This is a genomic window from Stenotrophomonas sp. YJH_SMC_80 (assembly GCF_059372495.1).
The window spans coordinates 1-22,596 of sequence record NZ_JCAFVP010000004.1 but is presented as its reverse complement, the minus strand read 5'-3'; the positions used below and the strand labels follow the sequence as shown (position 1 = coordinate 22,596).

At 68.1% G+C, this 22,596-nt stretch carries 19 protein-coding genes; 10 read left to right on the top strand and 9 right to left on the bottom strand.

The window, feature by feature from the left end; all coding sequences use genetic code 11:
* Window positions 1-9: 9 nt before the first annotated feature.
* From AC5P99_RS08460 to AC5P99_RS08435, 6 genes are all read right to left on the bottom strand, one after another.
* Window positions 10-408: a hypothetical protein gene (locus tag AC5P99_RS08460; protein WP_476470934.1), complete on the bottom strand. Its 399-nt coding sequence runs from the start codon at window positions 406-408 to the stop codon at window positions 10-12.
* A 94-nt stretch (window positions 409-502) separates the two neighbouring features.
* Window positions 503-2,542, bottom strand: a complete 2,040-nt coding sequence (locus AC5P99_RS08455; protein ID WP_495213037.1) for an FUSC family protein — start codon at window positions 2,540-2,542, stop codon at window positions 503-505.
* Between the two features lie 3 nt (window positions 2,543-2,545).
* Window positions 2,546-4,015 (bottom strand): efflux transporter outer membrane subunit, encoded by a 1,470-nt coding sequence (locus AC5P99_RS08450; protein ID WP_005414948.1) that lies wholly within the window; start codon window positions 4,013-4,015, stop codon window positions 2,546-2,548.
* Window positions 4,012-4,929, bottom strand: a complete 918-nt coding sequence (locus AC5P99_RS08445; RefSeq protein WP_199122711.1) for an efflux RND transporter periplasmic adaptor subunit — start codon at window positions 4,927-4,929, stop codon at window positions 4,012-4,014. Before AC5P99_RS08445 ends, AC5P99_RS08450 begins: the two co-directional genes overlap by 4 nt.
* Window positions 4,926-5,135 carry a DUF1656 domain-containing protein gene (locus tag AC5P99_RS08440; protein WP_010487502.1) on the bottom strand — a complete coding sequence of 70 codons (210 nt, stop codon included), beginning with the start codon at window positions 5,133-5,135 and terminating at the stop codon, window positions 4,926-4,928. The genes AC5P99_RS08445 and AC5P99_RS08440 overlap by 4 nt, the downstream gene beginning before the upstream one ends.
* Before the next feature lie 108 nt (window positions 5,136-5,243).
* Window positions 5,244-5,699, bottom strand: a complete 456-nt coding sequence (locus AC5P99_RS08435; RefSeq protein WP_012481667.1) for a MarR family winged helix-turn-helix transcriptional regulator — start codon at window positions 5,697-5,699, stop codon at window positions 5,244-5,246.
* 720 nt (window positions 5,700-6,419) lie between these two features.
* Between AC5P99_RS08435 and folE the strand changes: the two genes are divergently transcribed.
* The 4 genes from folE to AC5P99_RS08415 all read left to right on the top strand — a co-directional run bounded on the left by folE (window position 6,420) and on the right by AC5P99_RS08415 (window position 12,698).
* The gene (gene folE / locus AC5P99_RS08430; RefSeq protein ID WP_004141296.1) at window positions 6,420-7,031 is read left to right on the top strand and encodes a GTP cyclohydrolase I FolE; all 612 of its coding nucleotides are present in this window, start codon (window positions 6,420-6,422) and stop codon (window positions 7,029-7,031) included.
* A 112-nt stretch (window positions 7,032-7,143) separates the two neighbouring features.
* Window positions 7,144-8,613: a DUF3375 domain-containing protein gene (locus AC5P99_RS08425; RefSeq protein ID WP_005411693.1), complete on the top strand. Its 1,470-nt coding sequence runs from the start codon at window positions 7,144-7,146 to the stop codon at window positions 8,611-8,613.
* Entirely contained in the window at window positions 8,600-9,301 is a 702-nt protein-coding gene (locus AC5P99_RS08420) for a DUF4194 domain-containing protein (RefSeq protein ID WP_005411692.1), read from the top strand. Before AC5P99_RS08425 ends, AC5P99_RS08420 begins: the two co-directional genes overlap by 14 nt.
* 16 nt (window positions 9,302-9,317) lie before the next feature.
* The gene (locus tag AC5P99_RS08415; RefSeq protein WP_005414943.1) at window positions 9,318-12,698 is read left to right on the top strand and encodes an ATP-binding protein; all 3,381 of its coding nucleotides are present in this window, start codon (window positions 9,318-9,320) and stop codon (window positions 12,696-12,698) included.
* A gap of 105 nt (window positions 12,699-12,803) precedes the next feature.
* Here AC5P99_RS08415 and AC5P99_RS08410 read toward each other — a convergent pair whose 3' ends face one another.
* Window positions 12,804-13,583: a sulfite exporter TauE/SafE family protein gene (locus AC5P99_RS08410; RefSeq protein WP_061480655.1), complete on the bottom strand. Its 780-nt coding sequence runs from the start codon at window positions 13,581-13,583 to the stop codon at window positions 12,804-12,806.
* A 102-nt stretch (window positions 13,584-13,685) separates the two neighbouring features.
* Between AC5P99_RS08410 and AC5P99_RS08405 the strand changes: the two genes are divergently transcribed.
* Window positions 13,686-14,078: a YchJ family protein gene (locus tag AC5P99_RS08405; RefSeq protein WP_005414942.1), complete on the top strand. Its 393-nt coding sequence runs from the start codon at window positions 13,686-13,688 to the stop codon at window positions 14,076-14,078.
* Between the two features lie 3 nt (window positions 14,079-14,081).
* On the opposite strand, the gene AC5P99_RS08400 is transcribed toward AC5P99_RS08405, so the two are convergent.
* Window positions 14,082-15,362, bottom strand: a complete 1,281-nt coding sequence (locus AC5P99_RS08400; RefSeq protein ID WP_495213036.1) for a GGDEF domain-containing protein — start codon at window positions 15,360-15,362, stop codon at window positions 14,082-14,084.
* Window positions 15,363-15,512: 150 nt separating this feature from the next.
* Here AC5P99_RS08400 and egtB point away from each other — a divergent pair, with 150 nt between their 5' ends.
* From egtB to AC5P99_RS08375, 5 genes are all read left to right on the top strand, one after another.
* On the top strand, window positions 15,513-16,784 hold the full coding sequence (gene egtB, locus AC5P99_RS08395; RefSeq protein ID WP_495213035.1) for an ergothioneine biosynthesis protein EgtB: 1,272 nt from the start codon (window positions 15,513-15,515) through the stop codon (window positions 16,782-16,784).
* Entirely contained in the window at window positions 16,781-17,755 is a 975-nt protein-coding gene (gene egtD / locus AC5P99_RS08390) for an L-histidine N(alpha)-methyltransferase (protein ID WP_495213034.1), read from the top strand. Before egtB ends, egtD begins: the two co-directional genes overlap by 4 nt.
* A gap of 84 nt (window positions 17,756-17,839) precedes the next feature.
* Window positions 17,840-19,108: a lytic murein transglycosylase gene (locus tag AC5P99_RS08385; protein ID WP_495213033.1), complete on the top strand. Its 1,269-nt coding sequence runs from the start codon at window positions 17,840-17,842 to the stop codon at window positions 19,106-19,108.
* Between the two features lie 40 nt (window positions 19,109-19,148).
* Window positions 19,149-20,015, top strand: a complete 867-nt coding sequence (locus tag AC5P99_RS08380) for a D-hexose-6-phosphate mutarotase (RefSeq protein ID WP_049450012.1) — start codon at window positions 19,149-19,151, stop codon at window positions 20,013-20,015.
* A gap of 51 nt (window positions 20,016-20,066) precedes the next feature.
* Window positions 20,067-20,840 carry a DUF2628 domain-containing protein gene (locus AC5P99_RS08375; protein WP_495213032.1) on the top strand — a complete coding sequence of 258 codons (774 nt, stop codon included), beginning with the start codon at window positions 20,067-20,069 and terminating at the stop codon, window positions 20,838-20,840.
* 6 nt (window positions 20,841-20,846) lie between these two features.
* Here the strand turns inward: AC5P99_RS08375 and AC5P99_RS08370 are convergent, their stop codons facing one another.
* Window positions 20,847-22,034, bottom strand: coding sequence for a benzoate/H(+) symporter BenE family transporter (locus AC5P99_RS08370; protein WP_005411682.1), 1,188 nt, complete (start codon window positions 22,032-22,034; stop codon window positions 20,847-20,849).
* Between the last annotated feature and the right edge of the window lie 562 nt (window positions 22,035-22,596).

Sequence of the window (22,596 nt, the reverse complement as noted above, 5' to 3'; positions counted from 1 at the left end):
CCGCCCCCGTCATTCAGCGATCAGTACCAACCCATCCGGGAACACGATTGCCGCTTCATCGGCACTCACGTCGAAGAAGCCCACGCCGTGCTTCTCGGCCAGGTCCTGCACGCGACCGTGCGCGCGCTCGGCCACCGAATAGGCAAACGCGCCGTAGATCACCTCGCGGCCGATGCTGTACTCGGTCACCTCAGCACGGTCGTCATCGTCGTTGCTCAGTGGTCCGTCCATCGGCGGGAATTCCTCCGCCATCTCGGCGAACCACGCCTGCAACTCGGGACTGCTGACCACCGGGTCATCGTACTCGTGGCGCTCGTTCCACTGCGTCTGCTTCTCGAACCAGGCGATGAAGGCCGCCGCCTCGCGTGGCGCGGCGCTGGCCTCGAACACCATCATGTCGTAACTCATTGGAGCTTCCTGTGCGGAGCGGGGGTCAGAGCCTTCGCCCGCGGCGAAGGGTCCGACCCCGGCAATGGGTCCTGTGGCTGCACAGGGTATCGCGCTACGGCTGTTCGGCTGCACTCATCGCCAAGCCCGGCGCCAGCGCCTTCGCCTCCGGGAACAGCGCGAAGCGCAGGCCGATCAGGCCCATCAGGGCTTCATCGCGGGCCTTGCAGGCGGCCACGCTACCGACCCGGGCCAGCGAAGTATCCAGCCGCTCGCGCAACGCGTCGGCCGCCACAATCGGCTTGCGCGCGGCGATCTGCCGTCGGTAGTGCACAGCGACCTCTTCCAGAATGTGCTCGACCGCCTCGCGGCTGCGCTCGGGCAGTTCCAGCCGGGCGCGGCGCAGCTGCAGGATGTTCAGGCCGATGCGTGCTTCATTGAGCATGTCCACCGAGGCGATGTCGCTGCCTTCCGGCGTCGCCGCCAGGCGCGGCGCGAGCAGGCCCAGCAGGTCAAGCATGCGCGCGGCGAAGCGCTGGCGGTCCTGCTGGCCACGACCTTCGGCGGCTTCGGCCAGCGTGGTCCAGCCCTGCCGCACCAGCCGGCGCGCGGTCCACTCGGCGCCCACCGAACGGAACAGGCGGGTCATCACCACCGCAAAGCCAATGCCGATGAACATCGCGATGGACGAGTTGAGGAAGGTCTGGATGTTGGCGCTGTAGGTGTTCTGCAGGCTCAGCAGCGCGGCCAGGTTCACCGTCAGCGGCAGCGCGAACAGCGCGCTCTTGGGGTGGTGCAGCATCAGCCCCAGCGGCAGGAACGCCACCGCCAGCACCAGCGCCAGCAGGCCGAAGTCGTGCACTGCCGGGAACACGCCGAACAGGTACACGCCGGCCACCACCGAGGCGACCATCGCCCACACCAGGAACGACACCATGCTCGGTGCCGGATCGTCCTGCGCGGCGAAAAATGCGGCGGTCACCGCGGCCATCATCGCGCCGTTGCCGCCGCCTTCCCACCCCAGCGCGATCCACAGCACGCAGTAGCTCATCAGCGCCGCGCCGGCACTGAGCGCGGAGAACAGCGCCATGCCGTAGTCGACGTGCTTGTCGGCGGCCACGCGTTCGGTGCGGATGCGGTAGTGCGCACGGTCCAGCGGCGCAGTGCCCTGGTCGATCGCGTGCTGCAGGGTGCGGCAGTCCTGCCACAGGTCCACCAGTTCCTCCAGGCGCAGCAGCAGGCTGGCCAGCTGCAGGTGCTGCAGGTCGCGGTCCACCTGTGGCTTCAACGCACTGATGCGCGCGCGCAGGCGCGCGTATTCGCTGGCGTTGGTCGGGCCATCCAGCCAGTCGTGGATGTCATCGACCAGTGCCGGCAGGCCATCCGGCAGGGCCTGGCCATCGCTGCGCAGTGCGCTCAAGCGATCGGCAATCGAGGACAGCACCGGCAACAGCAGCAGCATGCGTTCGCGCAGCCGCTCCATCGACACGGCCGAACCGGCATGGCGCGGGTCGTCGCGGCGCAGGAACTCGATCAGCGCCTCGAACTGCACCAGGTCGGCGGCGAGCCGGTTGCGCGGCGCGTGCGCGCGGCCGCGTTCGAGGATCTGCCGGCACCACTGCGCCGCGTCCTCCATCCAGTTGCCGATGCGGGCGCGCAGCATCGGGCGTACCGAGGCCGGGAACAGCAGCGAAGCAAACAGCACTGCCACCACGGTGCCGAGGATGATCTCCTCGCTGCGCGCCACCACGGTGTCGAAGATGGTCTCCGGCGAGGTCACGGCCGGGAAGCCGATGAAGGCGGTGGTGTAGCCGGCCAGCAGGAACGCGTAACCGCGCGGGCCGCGGTTGAGCAGGGCCATGAACAGGCACCCGGCCAGCCAGATCGACATCGCCGCGCTCAGCACCAGCGGCGTTTCCACCAGCGCCGGCAGCACCAGCAGGGTGGCCAGGCCGGCCACCAGGGTGCCAACGATGCGGTACACGCCCTTGGCGCGGGTTGGGCCCAGCAGCGGCTGGCTGACGATGTACACCGTGCCCATCGCCCAGTACGGGCGCGACAGGTTGCCGGCCATGGCGATGTACAGCGCGGCCACCGCGGCCAGGTAGGTCTTGATCGAGAACAGCCAGGCCTGGCGATCGGTCAGCGCGTTCATGGCTTACTTCGCCGAGGCCTGTGCGGTGGACGGCGCGGGCGGGGCAACCGATGCCTGCCAGCCGCCACCCAGCACCAGGAACAGATGGATCTGGTCGCGCGAGACCTGCGCTTCGGCGGCGGCCAGGGTGGCGTCGCTGGTGGCCAGGCTGCGGTCGGCATCCAGGCTGGACAGGTACGGCGTACGGCCACCCTGGTACAGCCGGCGGTTCTGCTCGGCGGCCAGTGCGGCCTGCTCCTGCGCGATGCGCAGCGACTGCAGCCGGCGCAGGTCCTGCGCATAGCGGTCCAGCGCGGTCTGGGTCTCGCGCAGCGCCTGCAGCACGGTGTGGTCGAACTCGGCCAGCGCGGCATCGGCACCCGCCTCGGCGGCGTGGATGCGTGCGTGCGTGCCGGACGACGGCAGCGTCCACGAGATCAGCGGGCCGATCGACCACTGCTGGGTCATCGGCGTGCCGAAGTCTTCCAGCAGGCCGGCGGCACCCACCGAGGCACCCAGGCGGATGTCCGGGTACAGCTCGGCGGTGGCGACCCCAATCCGCGCCGTGGCCGAGGCCAGCTTGCGCTCGGCCTGGCGCACGTCCGGGCGGCGCTGCAGCAGCGCCCGGCCATCACCGACCGGCAGCGGCTGCGCCAGGCCGGGGGCGTGCGCACAGTCGATCACGCCGGCTGGCAGCTGGCCCGGGGTTTTCCCAAGCAGCGCGGCCAGCGAATAGGCGGCCGCCGAACGCTGCGCGCGTAGCGGCGGCAGTGCCGCCTCCAGCAACGCTACCTGCGCATTGGCGCGGGCCAGTTCCGGCGGCGTGCCGCGGCCGGCCGCGATCAGGCGCTCGGTGACCGTGCGGCTGCGCTGCTGCAGCTGCAGCGAATGCTCGGCCACGTGCAGTTCGTGGTTGGCGTGGCAGATTTCCAGGTAGCTGTCGGCGACCTGCGCGACCACGCTGACCTGGGCCAGGTCGCGCGCCGCAGCAACCGACTGCTCGTCGGCACGCGCTGCCTCGGCGCCGCGCTTGAGCTTGCCGAACAGGTCGAACTGGTAGCTGACCGCGAACTTGCCATCGGCCAGGTTGATCACCGGCAGCTCGTGCTCCTGCAGGAACGATTCGGCCGACAGCTGCGCGCGGCTGACGCCGGCCTCGGCCTCGTACTCGAAGCCACCGGCGTCCAGCGCCTGTTCGTACACCGCCGCGGCACGACGCAGGTGTGCATCGGCGGCCTTCAGTTCCACGTTGTCACGCAGCGCCTGGGTGATCAGGCCGTCCAGTACCGGGTCGTTGTACAGCGACCACCAGCGGTCGGGCAGCGCCTGGTTGGCGGCCACCTGCGGGTTCTGCGTGTCGATGAAGGCTGCATTGGCCTCCGGGCGCTTGAAGGCCGACCCTTCCGGCAGTGCATAGTCCGGGCCGACGGTTTTGCACGCGGCCAGGCTGGCCAGCGCGACGATCAGACCGAGACGGGGCAGGGCGGCGTTCACAGGCCCGCCTGTGTCGGCGCAGTGCCGGCCTTGTCGTTGTGCGGATGGCGGCCGGTGTCCACGGTCACCGTGGCGGTGCGGCCGGCGATCAGTTCCACGCCCTGGGGTACTTCGTCGATGGCGATGCGCACCGGAATGCGCTGTGCCAGCCGCACCCAGTCGAAGGCCGGGGTCACGTTCGGCAGCAGGGTGCTGCCGTTGCTGCGGTAGCGGTCCTCGATGCCGGCGGCGATGCTTTCCACGTGGCCACGCAGCGGGGCCGACTCGCCCATCAGGCGGATGTCCACGCTCTGCCCCGGAGCTACGCCGCGCAGGCGGGTTTCCTCGAAATAGCCATCGACGCGGAACGAGCCGGTATCCAGCAGTGCCAGCACCGGCTTGCCGGCCACCACGTAGTCGCCCACGCGCAGGGTGCGGTCGTTGACCCGGCCATCGGCCGGCGCGCGCACCTCGGTGCGGCCCAGGTTGAGCTCGGCCAGGTCGACCGCCGCCTGTGCGGTGGCCAGCGCCGCCTGTGCGGCCTGCAGCTTGGCGCGGCGCACTTCGGCGTCCTCGGCGGCGACCAGGTCCTGCAGGCTGCGGTCACGGCCGATCTCGCGGCGCAGCTGCGCCACCGATGCCTGGCGCTCGGCCAGGTTGGCGCGGGCCTGCTCCAGCGCGATGCGGTAGCGGGCGCGATCGACCACGAACAGCAGGTCGCCCTTCTTCACCGCCTGGTTGTCGGCTACCTGCACCGTTTCCACCAGTCCGGACACGTCCGGCGCCACCTGCACCACGTCGGCACCGACATGCGCATCGCGGGTCCACGGCTCATCCATGTAGTAGACCCACAGCTGGCGCAGCACCAGCAGGGCGACGATCACGGCTGCGCTGGTGAGCAGCACTGGCAGGGTCTTCTTCACGATCTTGTTCACGATTGCATCCAACGCAGGAGGTGGAACAGCAGGCCAAGCACGATCCCGTACAGCGCCAGGTTGAACAGCGCCGGGTGCCAGACATGGCGATAGGCGCCGGCACGCTGCAGCAGCGCGTGCAGGCCGCTGTTGACCAGGTAGGCCAACAACATCAACCCGAGCAGGGTCGGGACGAACACTCCGTGGAGACTGAATTCACCGGGCATCGGTAGGGGCGGGGGCGAGGAGGGGGAGGGGAGGGACAACAGAACAACGGCAACGGGCAAAAGCCGCTGGCGTGTGCACGGCAGCGGCGGTGTTCGGGGGCAGCGGTCTTACGTGATGCGGTCGGCGGCCTCGGCCAGCAGGCGCCATGCCTTCAGCACGGCGTGCAGTTCATCCATGGAAAGCTCGCCGAACACGTCCTGGCGCAGGCCGATCAACTGGTCTTCCAGCTCGCTGACCAGCGCATGGCCTGCGTCAGTCAGCCACAGCAGGTTGGCGCGGCGGTCGCTGGCGTCGCTCTCGCGGCGGACCAGGTCGCTGGCGCACAACTTGTCCAGCAGGCGCACCAGCGAGGGACCTTCCATGCCCAGCTGCTGCGCCAGCGCCACCTGACGGATGCCACCGCCGGAGCGGCCGATCATCAGCAGCGGCATGGTGCAGGCGGTGGAGATGCCGTAGCTGCCGAGCCGGCTGTCGGCCAGGCGCTGCCACTGCCGCCCTGCGTACAGCAGGCCGGAGCTGAGCTGCATCTGCAGCACGGTGCGCTCGTCGAGGGGTCGGTCCATAAGAGATAGATAGGATACTACTAATTTCATTCCTATCAATAGGCTTTTCTGAATGGGTGGGTGTAGTGAGGAAAGCGTTGCGCCTGCCTGGTGTCGGGTGGGGCAGCGGGCGCCGGACGGTGCAGGACGCGCCGTGAACCCCCCTCCGGGGTCCGGCCCAGCCGCTGGCGGCTGTGCGTTCGGGCGCTTGCGAGGCATCCATGCCGCGGACGGTCCTGACCCGCCCGGCCCCCGCTGCCTTCCCATCCCCCCGCGAGCGCGGTGGGTTGGCTCTTGGAAGCAAGAGCAGAAGCAGTGCGGACCAACGGTCCGCACCCACCAAAGCACAAAACACCACAGCAGCGGCGCGCCGCTTCCGAAGCCATGAACCCCCGCTTTTGACCCCGCTTTCGGGGGGCAGGCCGCGCCCGCGGGACACCGCCAGGGAGTGGGAGAGGGGGCTGCGCAGGACCGTTGGCGCCATGGATGGCGCCATCGAGCCCCCATGGGTGAGGGCGCTTTGCTTGCGAGGCATGCCTCGCAAGCGCCCGAACGCACAGCCGCCAGCGGCTGGGCCGGACCCCGGAGGGGGGTTTACGGCGTGTCCTGCGCTGCCCCCTCTCCCACTCCAAACCGATAGCAACGACGCGCCAACAACGACCCCCGATGAACCGTCCCAACAGGACGACCCACCCCCCGGTCGGGTACGATGCTCGCCCCCCGTTCGGGACGCTGTACGCAATGAGCAAGAACAACGAAAAGGCCGCCCCGCAGGGCGACGTGACCCAGGACCAGGCCGAGGATGCCGTGCGCACCCTGCTGCGCTGGGCCGGTGAGGACCCGTCCCGTGAAGGCCTGCTGGATACCCCCCGCCGTGTCGCCGAAGCCTATGGCGACTGGTTCAGCGGTTACCGCGACGACCCGCGCGCCTACATGGAGCGGACCTTCGAGGAAGTGGCCGGCTACGACGAGCTGATCGTCCTGCGCGACATCGAGTACGAAAGCCACTGCGAGCACCACATGGCCCCGATCATCGGCCGCGTGCACGTCGGCTACCTGCCGGCCGGCAAGGTGGTGGGCATCAGCAAGCTGGCCCGTGTCGTCGAAGCCTACGCCCGCCGTTTCCAGGTGCAGGAGAAGATGACCGCGCAGATCGCCCAGTGCATCCAGGATGTGCTGCAGCCGATCGGCGTCGGCGTGGTCGTCGAAGGCGCCCACGAGTGCATGACCACCCGCGGCATCCACAAGCGCGGCGTCAGCATGGTCACCTCCAAGATGCTGGGCAGCTTCCGCGACGACGCGCGTACCCGCGCCGAGTTCCTGCGCTTCATCGAAGTGGGCGGCAAGCGCTGAGCCGCTTGCCCGCACCACGCCGGCTCCTGCGGGCCGGCATGCCCACGGCTGTCCACGCGGCAGCTGTGCATGGCGGTTTGTCCCTGTCAGCCCTACAGACTTCTTTCGCTGCATGAAGCATCGCGAACGCATTGCCCGTTACCGCCACCTGCGCGAACAGCCCCAGTGGAAGCTGCTTGCCGCCGACCACGCTCCGGAAATCATCGGCCTGCTGCAGGGCCTGCTGATGGACGGCGAGCGCACGTTGCCGTCCTCGGTACTGAACGAGCGACTGCAGCGCGCGCTGGACCAGCTGGCCGGCGATGAACTCTCGCGCGAGCTGCCGCGCACCGCGCAGGCCTACATCGCGCACTGGCTGGCCCAGGGCTGGCTGGAACGCCGTCTGCCCGAAGGCGCCGACCAGGAGCAGTACGAGCTGGCGACCGCGGCACTGCAGGCGATCCGCTTCGCCGACGGCCTCGAGCAGGCCCGCGTGGCCGCCACCGAAAGCCGCCTGGCGTTGGTCATTGAGCAGCTCTCGGCGCTGGCTGCGCAGACCGAAGCCGATCCCGATGCGCGCCTGTCCGCGCTGCACGACGAGCGCGACCGCATCGATGCCGAAATCGCCCGGGTCGGCACCGGCCGCGTGGTTGCGCTGGACGGCAAGCGCGCGCTGGAACGCACCCGCCAGATCATCGGCCTGGCCGACGAGCTGACCGAGGACTTCCGCCGCGTGCGCGATGACTTCGAGCAGCTCAACCGCGATTTCCGCGAACGCATCATCGACGACGAGGGCGAGCGCGGCGATGTGCTGTCGCAGCTGTTCGAAGGTGTGGATGTCATTGGCGAAAGTGACGCCGGGCGCAGTTTCCAGGCCTTCTGGCGCCTGCTCAACGACGCCGAACAGAGTGCCCAGCTCGATGCCGCGCTGGAAGCGGTGCTGGCGCGCGGCTTCGCCCGCCGCCTGGACCGCAACGAACGCAACTTCCTGCGCAGCTTCACCAGCACCATGCTCGAGCGCGGTGGCCAGGTACACGACGTCCTGCAGAACTTCGCGCGCAGCCTGCGCGGCTTCGTGCAGAGCCGTGGCTACCTGGAACAGCGCCGCCTCAACCAGTTGTTGAAGCAGGCGCAGTCCGAAGCGCTGGCCCTGCGCGACGAATTCCCCGCACAACGCGGCATCGGCCGCGACCTGCAGCTGACCACCAGCCGACTGCGCTCTTGGTCGCAGTGGAAGCTGCATGATCCGCGCAGCGCCCAGGTCGACGGCAATGTCGAGTACAACGACGCGGCCGCGATCAGCCTGGAGAGCGTCGGCGACCTGGTCGCTTCGTCCGAAATCGACTTCCGCACCCTGCGCCGCGACCTGCACGACCTGCTCGATGCACAGCCGCGGCTCAGCATCGCCCAGGCCCTGTCGCAGCGCGAGGCGCCGCAGGGTCTTGGCAGCGTCATCGGCTATCTGTCGCTGGGCACGCGCTTCGGCAACGTGGTCGCCGGCGAGCAGGAGCTTGCGCAATGGCGTGGTGGCGACGGCCAGGTCCGTCGCGCCCGCATCCCGCTGGTTTGGTTCACCCAGGAGAGACGCCATGAGCTGGCATGAAGATCCCATCGACGCAGCGCAGGCCGACGTGGCGGAAGACGCCTACGAGGCCGAACCGGTGGCGGCCGTGGCGCAGCCCCGCCGTGGCAACGACGTCTATTACCTCGGCGACACCGGGCGCCTGCCGCTGGATGCGCGCCGCGCGCTGTGCCAGCTGCTGATCGGCCCCAGCATCGACCAGCTGCGCCACGCCAAGCTGTGGCCGGCACTGATCCGCAGCGAGGCGGCCATCCGCTCGTCGCTGGCGGACCTGTTCCTGGAACTGGTGCTCGACCGTGACAGCGGCGTGGCGTTCACCCGCCAGGCCGATACCGAAGACGTCGACGCGCCGGTGCTGCTGCGCACCTCGCCGCTCACCTTCATCGACTCGGTGCTGCTGCTGTACCTGCGCCAGCAGCTGGCCGAAGCCGATGCGCGCGGCAACCGCGCGGTGGTCGCCGATGCCGAAATGGCCGAAGCACTGGCCATCTACGAAAAGAACCTGTCCACCGACCGCGCCGGCTTCAACCGCCGCGTCGCCTCGGCGGTGCAGAAGATGAAGGACAACCACATCCTGACCCGCCTCAGCGGCCAGGAAGACCGCCACGAAGTCTCGCCGGCGCTGAAGCTGCTGTTCTCCGCCGAAGACGTGTCCCAGCTCTCGGCGGTCTACCGCCAGCTGCGCGAAACCCCGGCCGCCGAGGCCTGAGAGACCCGACCATCGCATGGCTATCTCCAAGCACACTCCCGCCCTGTTCAACGAAGGCCTGCCGGACCCGCGCCTGCAGCAGTTCCGCATGCGCCGCCTGCAGGTGCACAACTGGGGCACCTTCAACGGCCTGACCGAAGTGCCGATCGCCGAGCGCGGTTTCCTGTTCGTCGGACGTTCCGGCTCGGGCAAGTCGACACTGCTCGATGCCATGTCCGCGCTGCTGACGCCGCCGGCCATCGTCGACTTCAACGCCGCCGCGCGTGAAGCCGAGCGCAGTGGCCGCGACCGCAACCTGGTGTCCTACGTGCGTGGCGCATGGGCTGACCAGCAGGACAGCGGCACCGGCGAAATCGCCACCCAGTACCTGCGCAAGGGCGCCACCTGGACCGCACTGGTGCTGGAATACCGCGCCGGCGATGGCCGCGTGGTCAGCCTGGTGCGCCTGCTGTGGATCTCCGGCAACGGCACCTCGGCCGGTGACGTGCGCAAGCACTACATGATTGCCGAGCGCCCGTTCGACATCGCCAAGGATCTTGGTGGGTTCGACCTGGACCTGCGCAAGCTCAAGCAGAAGCTGTCCGACCTGCACCACTTCGACACCTTCTCCGGCTACGCCGAGCGCTTCCGCGACCTGCTCGGCATCGACAACGAGATGGCGCTGCGCCTGCTGCACAAGACGCAGTCGGCGAAGAACCTGGGTGACCTCAACGTCTTCCTGCGCGACTTCATGCTCGACACGCCGAAGACCTTCGACGCCGCCGAGCGTCTGGTCAGCGACTTCGCCGAGCTCGATGGCGCGCACCAGGCGGTGGTCACCGCCCGTCGCCAGGTGGAGACCCTGCTGCCGGCACGCGCCTACTACAACGACCTGAAGGAAATGCACCGCCGGCGCGGCGACGACGAAGCCCTCAAGCTCGGCGTCGACAGCTTCCGTGAAAGCCGCCGCCAGGCGCTGATCGAAGCGCGCCTGCGCGAGATGGACGTGCGTGACCGTGGCCTGCTTGGCGAAGAAGCCCAGCGCCGTGCCGCACTGGACAATCACACCGAGCGCCTGGCCGAACTGGAACTGCAGCGCCGCCAGCAGGGCGGTGAGCGCATCGAAGAACTGGAACGCGAGCAGGGCCGCGCCGAAGCCGAGCGCGACCGCCGCCAGGCCAAGCGCGAGCAGGCAAGCCTGGCCGCGCAGCAGCTGGGGGCCGAACTGCCGGACGACGCACACGGCTTCGCCGAACTGGTCGAGCGCGCACAGAACGAGCTGCAGGACCGCCAGCGCGCCTCTTCGGCGCTGGACGATGCGATCAGCGATCGCCTGGGTGGCAAGCGCGATGACGAGCGCCGCTTCGGCGAAGTCCGTGCGGAACTCGAAGCGATGCAGCGCACGCCCTCCAACATCCCGGCGCCGATGCAGAAGCTGCGCGCGCGCCTGGCCGAGGAAACCGGCATCGCTGAAGCGGCGCTGCCGTTCGTCGGCGAACTGATCCAGGTCCGCTCGGAAGAGCAGGGCTGGCAGGGTGCCATCGAGCGCGTGCTGGGTGGCTTCGCGCTGTCGCTGCTGGTCGACGACAAGCATTACAACGACGTCGCCGAGTGGGTGAACCGTACCCACCTGGGCATGCGCTTCACCTACTACCGCGTGCGCCGCAACGATGATGCGTTCGCCCGTGAGCCGTCGGCGAAGTCGCTGCTGCACAAGCTGGAACTGCGCGAACACGTGTTCGAAAGCTGGCTGCGCCGCGAGCTCGGCAAGCGATTCGACTACGAGTGCGTGGATGCCAAGCAGCTGCGCAACGTCGACCGCGGCATCACCCGCGAAGGCCAGGTCAAGCATCCGGGCGACCGTTTCGAGAAGGATGACCGCAGTGCGGTGGGCGACCGCCGTCGCTGGATCCTCGGCTTCAACAACCACGACAAGGTGGGCGCCTTCGAGCGCGAAGCTCAGGAACTGGCCAAGCGCATCGCCAGCTGCGAGACCGACATCGCGCGCCTGCGTGGGCAGCGTGACCGCGACAACGAACGCCGCCTGGCCTGCCACGAGCTGGTCAGCATCAGCTGGAACGAGATCGACATCGCCGCCCCGCAGCAGCGCCTGAGCGACATCGAGGCCACGCTGCGCGACCTGCGCGAAGGCAATGCCGACCTCGCCAAGCTGGCCAAGCAGATCGACGCCGTGCGCGCCGACATCGAGCAGGCCCGCCGCACCTATGAAGACGTCCGCGTCGAGCGCGGGCAGCTGGTCAAGGAACGTGATCGCCTGGACCGCGCGCGCCAGCAGAGCCGTGCGCTGGTGCTGCCGAGCCTGGCCCAGGAGCAGGAAGCCGGCCTTGCCGAGCGCCTGCAGGAGCAGGGTCCGCTCAGCCTGGAAACGCTGGAAGCGCACATGCGCCAGGTCAGCAACGCGCTGAACGAGCAGCTGTCGTCCTCGCAGCAGGACCTCAACCGCATCGAGAACCAGCTGATCGGCTGCTTCCGTCGCTTCATCCAGCAGTGGCCGGAGGAATCGGGCGACTTCACCGTGTCGGTGGCCTCGGCCGAGGACTTCCTCGCACGCCTCGAACGACTGGAGCGCGATGGCCTGCCGCAGCACGAAGAGCGCTTCTTCGATCTGCTGCAGAACCAGAGCAAGAACAACCTGCTGGCCCTGCAGCGCCACAGCGCCGAGGCCCGCAAGTCGATCGGCCAGCGCCTGGACGAAGTGAACGCCAGCCTGGAACAGGTGCCGTTCAACCGCGGTACGTTGCTGACCATCGAACTGAGCGACCGCCGCCTGCCGGAAGTGGGCGAGTTCCACCTGCAGCTGCGCGAAGTGCTGTCGCAGCAGCAGACCGAGCAGCGCGAGCTGGCCGAATCGCAGTTCACCGTGCTGCGCCAGCTGGTCAACCGCCTGGGCTCGCAGGAAGGCGAGGACAAGCGTTGGCGGGAGCTGGTGCTGGACGTGCGCATGCACGTGGAGTTCATCGGCGTCGAGCTGGATGCGGAAACGCGCCAGCAGGTCGAGATCTACCGCAGCGGCGCCGGCAAGTCCGGTGGCCAGCGCCAGAAACTGGCTACCACCTGCCTGGCCGCGGCACTGCGCTACCAGCTCGGCGGTGCCGACAGCCAGCTTCCCAGCTACGCCGCAGTGGTGCTCGACGAGGCCTTCGACAAGGCCGACAACGAGTTCACCGCGCTGGCGATGAACATCTTCGACAACTTTGGCTTCCAGATGGTGGTTGCCACCCCGCTGAAGTCGGTGATGACACTGGAACCGTTCATCGGCGGCGCCTGCTTCGTCGAAATCAGCGGCCGCCACGACTCCGGCGTGCTGCTGATCGAGTATGACGAGGAAGGCAAGCGCCTGAAGCTGCCCGAGCGCAGCCGCCAGCAGGCCAACGAACCGGAAGAAGCCGAGGCCTGAGCGCCTCGGGCAATCCACCTGTAGGGCCGAGCCATGCTCGGCTGCTCTTCGCGACCTGAAACAATGTGCCAACCAAGGTTGGCACCTACCATTTCATAACGTCCCTCACGAACCGCGGAACGTATCCCACGCCATCCGCGCGATCAGCACCACCACCAGCCCCACGAACAGCTTGCGGATGAACGGCGTACCGCCCTTCAGCGCCAGGCGCGTGCCCACCACCGAGCCGATGATGTTGGCCGCCGCCATCGGCAGCGCGAACAGCCACAGGATGTTGCCGGTCGGCACGAAGAACGAGATCGCCGCCACATTCGTCGCCAGGTTCACCACCTTCGACGCCGCCGAGGCGCGCAGGAAATCCAGCCCGAAGAAGCGCACGAACAGGAAGATCAGGAAGCTGCCGGTGCCCGGCCCGAAGAAGCCGTCGTAGAAGCCGATCGCCGCACCGATCGCCAGCGCGATCACCAGTTCGCGGCGACCGATCTCCTGCGGACGGTGCAGCGCGCCGAAGTCCTTCTTCCACAGCGTGTAGGCCAGCATCGCGACCAGCAGCACCAGCACCAGTGGGCGCACCGCGTCCTTGGGCAGCAGGCTTACCGCGGTGGCGCCGGCGAAGGAGAAGATGAAGGCCGTGCCGGCCGCGAACAACACCGGCTTCCACGGGAAGCGCACGTTGCGCGCATAGCGCCAGGCGGCCGCACCGGTACCGAACATCGAACTGAACTTGTTGGTACCAAACAGCATCGCCGGCGTCTGCTGCGGCAGCACCGTGAACAGGCCAGGCAGCTGCACCAGCCCACCACCACCGACGGCGGCATCGACCAGCCCGGCGATGAAGGCGATGACCACCAGCCACCACAACTCAGGGGGAACCAGTTCCAGCACGGCGATCAATCGATATGGGGGCGCGACAGCATACGCCTGTCCTGCACTGGTTGACCGGTGCCCCGCGTGGATCCATCCGCACAACCCGGCGACAATGTCCGCATGAGCCGAAAACCCACCGATCCCTGCCCCTGCGGCCTTCCCGCCGAGTACGCCGCCTGCTGTGGCCGTTTCCATGCCGGTGAGGCCGCCCCCGATGCCGAGCGCCTGATGCGATCACGTTACAGCGCCTATGTGCGGGGGCTGGCGGACTATCTGCGCCAGAGCTGGCATCCGGATACCCGTCCGGCCGAGTTGTCGCTGGATGATGCGCCCGGCCAGCGTACGCATTGGTTGGGCCTGACCGTGCACGAGCACACCGTCACCGGCGCCGACAGCGCCGAAGTGCGCTTCACCGCCCGCTACCGCGTGGGCGGCGGCAGCGCGGTGAAGATGGCCGAGCACAGCCGCTTCCTGCGCGTCGACGGCCGCTGGTACTACCTCGACGCGGTGTGAGCCTCAGCCGCCGCGTGCCGCCAGCACGCGCTGGCCGGCATGCGCGCGGACCTGGTTGCGGCCACCGTCCTTGGCTGCGTACAGCGCCTGGTCGGCGGCCTTGATCACTGCCGCTGGCCGCTCATCCACGCGGCTGTCTGCCAGCCCGATGCTCACCGTCACCTGCACCGTCTGCCCGCTTCCGCCGCGTCCTCGTTGCCGGCGCCCCGTTTCATCGTCGTGGCTGCGTGTGCTCCGGTCGCGCAGCTGCATGCGGGTGTCCTCGATGGTCTGCCGCAGCGCCTCGACTGCATCCACGCAGGCCGCTGCGGGACGATCCAGGAAGACCACCGCGAACTCCTCGCCGCCATAGCGGAACGCCCGGCCACCATCGCCCACCCGGCCCAGGCGCGAGGCCACCAGGCGCAGCACATCGTCGCCGGTGTCGTGGCCGTGGGTGTCGTTGAACGACTTGAAGTGGTCCACGTCCACCATCGCGATGCTGTAGGTGCCGCGCGCCCGCTGCAGGGTCTCATTGAAGGCGCGGCGCCCCGGCAGGCCGGTCAGCTCATCGCGGAAGGCCATATGGAAGGACTCCTGCATCATCGCGCCCAGCATCAGCAGCAGGGCCGCACTGGCCAGTGCCGGCAGCAGCACCGGCTGCAGGAACACCCGTGGCAGCATCCACCACAGGCACAGCAGGGCCAGCAGCATCGCCGTGTGCAACGGGCGCGGATACCGCCAGGCCTGCCAGCCCAGCGCGGCGGTTGCCAGAAGGAACAGCAGCGCTGGCAGCTGCGCCAGCGCGTTCCAGTCGACCGGGATCCACTCCCAGTGACGGTTCGACAGCAGATCGTGCATGCCGCGCGGCTGCTGCGTGGCCAGCAGCAGGAAGATCAGCAGTGCCGTGCCGCTGGCGACGGAGCGCAACAGCAGGTCGTGGCGGCGCCGCCCGCGCTCGGGCCACAATGCCAGGCCCGCGAACAGCAAGGGCAACCAGGCCGAAATGGCATGGAAGCGCAGCGGGGTCAGCGCCGTGACATGGCCGCTGTGCAGGTAGTCGCCCACGTCCTGGTGCAGCAGCGCGAACATGACCGCCACCACCAGCAGCAGGCAGAGCGTACGCACCTGGTGGTAGAGCAGGGCAAGGCCGGCGCCGAGGCAGGCCAGCAGCCAGGGCAGGATGCGTTGGGCCGGACTGGCAACGTCTTCGTTGCCCAGTGCTGCCCACAGCACCACGGCAACCAGCACGGCGGGCAGCACGAACAGGTAATGCGCAGGCTGGCGGAGCGGATGCAGGGGCAAGCAGGAATTCCAGCGCGGTGACGACGCGGCCGCAGCATTGCCGTTAGCGGCGTTCGCACCGGCTTCTTGAATGCGGGATGGTCACGCATGTGAACGCGTTGACGTCGAACGATGACATCGCACTCACCCTGTTGCGCAGATGCTGCCCGGATGGACAGCGTAGCCACCGCCGTCGCTGCCTCGCAGCGCGATCTCGCCCGCCAGTACGCATGTGTGCGGAACCGCAGCATGCGCCTGGCAGCCCCCCTCAGCGCCGAAGATGCCATGCTGCAGAGCATGGCCGATGCCAGCCCGAGCAAATGGCACTTGGCCCACACCACCTGGTTCTTCGAACGCTTCGTGCTGGCCGGCTTCCCACCTGCACCGGCGCATGACCCTGCCTGGGACTACCTGTTCAACAGCTACTACAAGAGCCTCGGCCCGGCGCATGCCCGGCCGCAGCGTGGGTTGCTATCGCGGCCATCGCTGCAGCAGGTGCGCGACTACCGCCAGCAGGTCGATGCACAGGTGCAATCGCGGCTGGCGGCAGGCGACCTTGATGAGCAGGCACTGCAGCACCTGCAGTTGGGCCTGCAGCACGAACAGCAGCACCAGGAACTGCTGCTCACCGACATCAAGCACGCGTTCTGGTGCAATCCGTTGCAGCCGGCCTACCGCGAGGACCTGCAGCCTGCAACCAGCGCTGCCAGTGCGCAGGGCTGGATCGAGTCGCCCGAGCGCATCGTCACCATCGGCGCCGCAGCCTGGCCGCAGCACACCGCCTTCGCCTACGACAACGAATCGCCGGCGCATCGCGTGCTGCTCCCCGCGCACGCACTGGCCGAGCGTCCCGTCAGCAATGCCGAGTACCGCGCCTTCATCGACGCCGGCGGCTACCGCGAACCGCGCTGGTGGCTCAGCGAAGGCTGGGCGCTGCGCGAAGCCGAGGGCTGGCAGCACCCGCTGTACTGGGATGGCGCCCTGCAGCGCGAGTACACCCTGGGCGGTTGGCGCGACCTGGATCCGCATGCGCCGGTCTGCCACCTCAGCTACTACGAGGCCGATGCCTGCGCCCGCTGGGCCGGTGCGCGCCTGCCCAGCGAGTTCGAGTGGGAGGCTGCCGCCGCAACGCTGCCGCCTCGCGGTCATTTTGCCGATGACGATCGGCTGCACCCGCAGGCTGCAGGGGGCATCGGACTGCGTCAGCTGTTCGGCGATGTATGGGAATGGACCCACAGTGCGTATGGCGCCTACCCGGGCTTCCGCCCTTTCGCCGGCAACCTCGGTGAATACAACGGCAAGTTCATGTGCGGGCAATGGGTGCTGCGCGGTGGCAGCTGCGCCACGCCGCGTGGCCACGTGCGTGCCAGCTACCGCAACTTCTTCATGCCCCCGGCGCGTTGGCAGTTCTCCGGGCTGCGCCTGGCCAGGGACCTCGCATGAGTACGGTGCACGACGCACTGCAGGCGCTGACCGATCTCACCCCCGGCCGCCAGCAGATCCTCAACGACGTGGTGGCCGGGTTGTCGCGCACGCCGCGCCAGCTGCCGTCCAAGTACTTCTACGATGCGCGCGGCTCGCGCCTGTTCGAGCAGATCACGCAGACCCCCGAGTACTACCCCACGCGCACCGAGCTGGCCCTGCTTTCACGGGTACTGCCGGACATCGCCCGAAGCGTCGGGCCGCACCTGCACGTGGTGGAACTGGGCAGCGGCAGTGGCCGCAAGACCGCATTGCTGCTGGCCGCCCTGCACGACCCAGTGGCCTACACGCCGATTGAAATCTCGCGTGCTGCGCTGCTGTCCAGCATCGACCATCTGGCCCCGGCGCTGCCCGAGGTGGAGATGCTGCCGGTCTGTGCCGACTTTACCCGTCCCGTCGCCGTACCCATGCCCGAACGCGAACCCGCGCGACGGCTGCTGTTCTTCCCCGGTTCCACGCTGGGCAACTTTGAAGGCGAGGACGCGGTCGCGCTGCTGCGCGCGATGCGCCAGACCATGGGGCGTGATGGCCTGGCCCTGGTCGGCATCGACCTGCACAAGGACCCGGCGCTGATCGAGGCGGCCTACAACGATGCGCAGGGCGTCACCGCCGCATTCACCCTGAACCTGCTGGCCCGCCTCAACCGCGAGGTCGGCAGCGACTTCGATCTGCAGGGCTTCCGTCATCGTGCCCGCTACAGCGTCGCGCGGCTGCGCATCGAGACCGATCTGGTCAGCCAGCGGGCACAGGACGTCCATCTGGATGGCCGGACCTTCCATTTCGAGGCCGACGAACCGATCCGCGTCGAATACAGCCACAAGTACACCGACGAGAGCTTCGAAGCGCTGCTGCAGCCGGCTGGCCTGCAGGTCATGCAGCGCTGGGATGCTGAAGGCCCGGCCTATGGCCTGCGCCTGTTGCGTGCCATCTAGGGCGGACGGCCAGCCGGTACCGCTTCAGGTTCAGCAGCACCGCTACCCCTAAGATGGCCGTGCAACGGCAACACGGAGGACGCCATGCCCATTCTGACCACGCTCGGCCTGGCGGCCGCTCTTGCCTCGGCGCCGACAGCGCCCGCCGCGCCTGCCGGCGACATGGATCCGGCGTTCAGCCGCTGCCTGTCGGGCCTGCAGGCCACCGCTGCGACACAAGGCATCAGTGCCGACCGTTTCAACGCGATCACCGCCGGCCTCACCCCGGACCCCAGCGTGCTCGGCCTGCTCGATGCACAGCCCGAATTCACCACGCCGATCTGGGACTACCTGGCCGCGCTGGTCGATCGCCAGCGCGTGGCTGATGGCCGCGCCCTGCTGCAGCAGCACCGCGACCTGCTCGATCGCGTGTCGGCGCAGTACGGCGTCGATCCGGCCACCATCGTCGCGGTCTGGGGCGTGGAGAGCGACTACGGCCGCGTGTTCGGCAAGCGCCCGCTGCTGCAGTCATTGGCCACGCTGTCCTGCGCCGGCCGTCGCCAACCCTTCTTCCGCGGTGAACTGCTGGCGCTGCTCAAGCTGATCGACCGCGGCGACCTGCAGGCCCAGGGGCTCACCGGCTCCTGGGCCGGTGCCTTCGGGCATACGCAGTTCATGCCCAGCACCTATGCACGCATCGCCGTGGACGGTGATGGCGATGGCCGCCGCGATCTGGTCGGCAGCATTCCCGATGCACTGGCCTCCACCGCCAACTACCTCAAGCGCGCCGGCTGGCGCAGCGGCGAGCCGTGGGGCATGGAAGTCCGCGTTCCTGCGGGCTTCAACGCCAGCCAGGCCGGCCGCACCCAGCGTCGCGCCCTGGCCGACTGGCGTACGCAGGGCGTGACTGCGCTGGATGGCAGCGTGTTGGCTCCGGCCAACCTGCCGGCGGATGCGCGCGCCGCGCTGCTGCTGCCGGCCGGCAACAAGGGCCCGGCATTGCTGGTGTTCCGCAACTACGACGCGATCTACAGCTACAACGCCGCCGAAAGCTATGCGCTGGCGATCGCGACGCTGGCTGACCAATTGCGTGGCGGCAACGGGTTGGCCACCGCGTGGCCGACCGATGACCCGGGCCTGGGGCGCGATGAGCGCCGCCAGCTGCAGACCCTGCTGCTGGCCCGCGGCCACGATATCGTTGCCGCCGACGGCATGATCGGTACCGCCACGCGCCGCGCGATCCAGGCCGAGCAGCAGCGCCTGGGCTGGAGCGAGGTGGACGGCCGCGCAGGCCAGCGCATCCTGCGCACGCTGCAGGAAGAGGCGGCCGTCATCGCACCCGCTGGGCAGAAAGCCTTGCCGGCAGCACGTTGACCGCGACATCATCGCCGCGGTCTTCAAGGAGCGTCATCGCATGCAGTCGAATCCGGACATCAGCACCGGCCTGTATCACGGCCTGGAGGCCTGGCAGGTGCGAACCACCAACGCCACGGCGGTCGTCAGCGTGTTCGGCGGCCAGCTGCTGTCGTTCATTCCTGATGGGCAGCCCGATCTGCTGTGGCTTTCGCCCACGCGCGCCGAGCTGCCCACGCCCATCCGCGGTGGCGTCCCGGTGTGCTGGCCGTGGTTCGGTCGCCAAGGCCAGAGCGCCGATGTACCGGCGCATGGCCTGGTACGTACCGCGCGCTGGGAGCTTCTGCAGGCCAGCCAGCGCGATGATGGCGAGGTCGAGCTGCAGTTGGCGCCTGCGCGCAGCGCCGATCGCGGCCTGCGTCTGCAGATGCAGCTGCGCATCGGCCGCCAGCTGCGTCAGCAGCTGGTCACCGAGAACACCGGAACCTCGCCGGTGACCTTCACCCAGGCCCTGCACAGCTATTTCCGGGTGGGCGATGTCAAGCGGGTCGAGGTCGAAGGCCTTGACGGCCTGCAGTACCTGGACAAGTACGAGGACTATGCACAGCTGCGCCTGCAACAGGGACCGTGGTCATTGCGCGATCCACGTGATCCCGGTCGCAGCGATCGCATCTATACCGGTGCCGGCGGCCATTACGTGCTGCATGATCCCGTACTGCAGCGGCGGATCGAGATCCGCAGCGAAGGCAGCCAGACGCTGGTGGTCTGGAATCCGGGCGCCGAGGCGGCAGCCAGGATGGCCGATGTCGGCGAGGGCTGGCGCGATTACGTATGCCTGGAAGTGGCCAACGCAGGCTCGGAGCAGATTACGCTTGCGCCGGGTGCGCGCCATCAACTGGTGCAGACCCTGGGCAGTACCGCGCTGTAGGCGCGGGCAGCGATTTCAGTTTGTCGATGCAGGTAGCAAGGACGGAAAAACATGCAGGAAGCACAATGGTGGTACGCCAATGGCAGGCAGAGCAGTGGGCCGGTGGATCTGGCCGGTCTTCGCCAGCTGCAGCAGGAAGGGACGGTTACGGCGCGCACCCTGCTCTGGTGCGAAGGCATGCCCTCATGGCGGCCGTTGGCGGAACTGGAGCAGGCTTCCATCCCCGTCGAGGTGGTTCCGGCCCTGGATATCGACGCAGCCCCTGCGGTTGAGGGCATCGCGCCGGATGTCGGCGACCCGTCCGATCCCTATCGTGCACCGGTCGCTGCACCGGACAGGGCTGCGGCTGCCGGGCTGGAGGGCGAGATGGCCTTGTACGCCAGCGTGGTCGGCGGCAACTTCCCGATCTATCGCCAGCGCTGGCGGCTGGATCAGGGCATTGCCACGGGCAGTGGCACCTGGCATTGGCCGGCCTTCCTGCTCGGCCTGATCTGGATGATGTACCGCAGGATGTACCGCCTGGCGGCGATGTGGGCTGGCCTGCTGCTGCTGATCAGCGTGGTGGAGACCTTGCTGGATGTGCCGGATGGCCTGTCGCTGGTCATCACCTTCGCGCTGAGCATCACCACAGGCATCTTTGGCAACAGCTGGTATCTGGCGCACTGCCAGCGCCTGATCGCCCAGGCCCGTGCCGTCACCGGCGACGATGATGCACGGCTGCGCAGCGAGCTGACCGCGCGTGGCGGCACCAGCGTGGTCGCCACACTGATCGCCATCGTCATCGCGGTGGCGCTGAGCATCGTCGGCGCCGCATTGGCCGGGTAGGGTGGGTCAGCGGTCCTGACGGGGCCGCAGCACCAGCAGGCACAGCGCACCGGCCACCAGGCCCCAGAACGCCGAGCCGATGCCGGCCAGTGAGACGCCCGAGGCGGTGACCAGGAAGGTGACCAGTGCCGCCTCGCGGTCCCGCTCTACCGCCAGCGCACTGGCCAGGCTGTTGGCGATGGTGCCGAACAGCGCGATACCGGCCACGCAGGCCACCAGCTCCTTGGGGAAGGCAGCGAACAGTGCGGCTACGGTGGCACCGAACAGCCCGATGACGATGTAGAAGGCACCTGCCGCCATGGCGGCGGTATAGCGTCGTGCCGGGTCCTCATGGGCATCACGGCCCATGCAGATCGCGGCGGTGATTGCCGCCAGGTTCAGCGCGTACGCACCGAACGGCGCCAGTAGTGTATTGACCACACCGATCCAGCCGATCAGCGGCGACACCGGGGCGTCGTAGCCGGATGCCCGCATCACCGCCACGCCCGGAATGTTCTGCGAGGCCATGGTGACCACGAACAGGGGCAGGGCGATGCCGGCCACCGCGGTCCAGGACAGGGATGGGGTCACCCATTGCGGTACCGCCAGTTGCAGCTGCACCTGCTGTGCGTGCAGCAGGCCACGGCTGGCCGCAATCGCGATGCCGACCAGCAGGGTGGCGATGACCGCATAGCGCGGGAACAGGCGGCGTCCGGCCAGCCACGTGGCGAACATGGCCAGCGCCAGTACCAGCTGGGTGTTCATGGCCACGAACACGTCCAGACCGAAGCGCAGCAGCACCCCGGCCAGCATGCCGGCGGCCAGCGCCATCGGTACCCGTTGCATCAACCGGGCGAAGATGCCGGAGAAGCCAGCCAGCATGCCCAGAACCGCAGCGAGCAGGAATGCGCCGGTGGCCTCGGAAAGAGATGCGCCGCCGGCACCGACCACCAGCATCGCCGCGCCCGGTGTCGACCATGCGGTCACCACCGGTACCCGATAGCGTAGTGACAGCCCGATGCAGGTGACACCCATGCCCAGTCCCAGTGCCCACATCCATGAGGCGATCTGCGCCTGATTGGCACCGACAGCTTGTGCAGCCTGGAACACGATGACGGCCGAACTGGCGAAGCCGACCAGCACAGTAATGAAGCCGGCAACGAGGGCTGGTACTGAAAGGTCGCGCCACCACGCTTGCCGCACCTGCATGTTCATTGCCGTCTCTCCACTGTGCATCCGTGCATTGATAGCCCTTGTGGCGTTGACCGCGCAACGCGCGGTCAACGCCACAGTGATCTCGAGCGTATGCCATGCGTGACGTCGCCTTGGTTCTGTCATCACCCTGCAAAAAAATGCTTGACGAAATCTGCAGGATCTCTAGAATTCGCTCCCTTGCTGCAGCGCACCGCTTCTTCGGAAACGGCACGCAAACAGCAACGCCACCACCGACGAACGAGATGATCGAACGAAGGTGTTGACGGACTCGAAAAGTCCGGCATAATAGGCGGCTCGCAACGACGAAAGACCTTCGGGTCCAACGACGAAGCGGCATCGGCAACAACGTCCACCCGGTGAGACGGCCTTGAAAAAAGGTGTTGACGAAGCGGAAAAGCCGGCTATAATGGGCGGCTCGCTACGAAGGAAACTTCGCAGCACACGGGAACGGCGCTGAGGCCACTTCCCCGGATCTTTGAAAGTATGCGCAGGTATCTTGTGAAGGCGCCTGCAGGAAGGATGATTGTCCATCTTGCAGACGTTTGATCAAGCAACTATTAAT

What these genes read in the sequence shown, in the direction of transcription:
- egtD (WP_495213034.1), top strand. Translation starts at nt 16,781, where the DNA reads ATGAGTACGGTGCACGACGCACTGCAGGCGCTGACCGATCTCACCCCC.
- AC5P99_RS08415 (WP_005414943.1), top strand. Translation starts at nt 9,318, where the DNA reads ATGGCTATCTCCAAGCACACTCCCGCCCTGTTCAACGAAGGCCTGCCG.
- AC5P99_RS08405 (WP_005414942.1), top strand. Translation starts at nt 13,686, where the DNA reads ATGAGCCGAAAACCCACCGATCCCTGCCCCTGCGGCCTTCCCGCCGAG.
- AC5P99_RS08455 (WP_495213037.1), bottom strand. Translation starts at nt 2,542, where the DNA reads ATGAACGCGCTGACCGATCGCCAGGCCTGGCTGTTCTCGATCAAGACC.
- egtB (WP_495213035.1), top strand. Translation starts at nt 15,513, where the DNA reads ATGGACAGCGTAGCCACCGCCGTCGCTGCCTCGCAGCGCGATCTCGCC.
- AC5P99_RS08380 (WP_049450012.1), top strand. Translation starts at nt 19,149, where the DNA reads ATGCAGTCGAATCCGGACATCAGCACCGGCCTGTATCACGGCCTGGAG.
- AC5P99_RS08440 (WP_010487502.1), bottom strand. Translation starts at nt 5,135, where the DNA reads ATGCCCGGTGAATTCAGTCTCCACGGAGTGTTCGTCCCGACCCTGCTC.
- AC5P99_RS08385 (WP_495213033.1), top strand. Translation starts at nt 17,840, where the DNA reads ATGCCCATTCTGACCACGCTCGGCCTGGCGGCCGCTCTTGCCTCGGCG.
- folE (WP_004141296.1), top strand. Translation starts at nt 6,420, where the DNA reads ATGAGCAAGAACAACGAAAAGGCCGCCCCGCAGGGCGACGTGACCCAG.
- AC5P99_RS08435 (WP_012481667.1), bottom strand. Translation starts at nt 5,699, where the DNA reads ATGGACCGACCCCTCGACGAGCGCACCGTGCTGCAGATGCAGCTCAGC.
- AC5P99_RS08460 (WP_476470934.1), bottom strand. Translation starts at nt 408, where the DNA reads ATGAGTTACGACATGATGGTGTTCGAGGCCAGCGCCGCGCCACGCGAG.
- AC5P99_RS08420 (WP_005411692.1), top strand. Translation starts at nt 8,600, where the DNA reads ATGAGCTGGCATGAAGATCCCATCGACGCAGCGCAGGCCGACGTGGCG.
- AC5P99_RS08375 (WP_495213032.1), top strand. Translation starts at nt 20,067, where the DNA reads ATGCAGGAAGCACAATGGTGGTACGCCAATGGCAGGCAGAGCAGTGGG.
- AC5P99_RS08370 (WP_005411682.1), bottom strand. Translation starts at nt 22,034, where the DNA reads ATGAACATGCAGGTGCGGCAAGCGTGGTGGCGCGACCTTTCAGTACCA.
- AC5P99_RS08425 (WP_005411693.1), top strand. Translation starts at nt 7,144, where the DNA reads ATGAAGCATCGCGAACGCATTGCCCGTTACCGCCACCTGCGCGAACAG.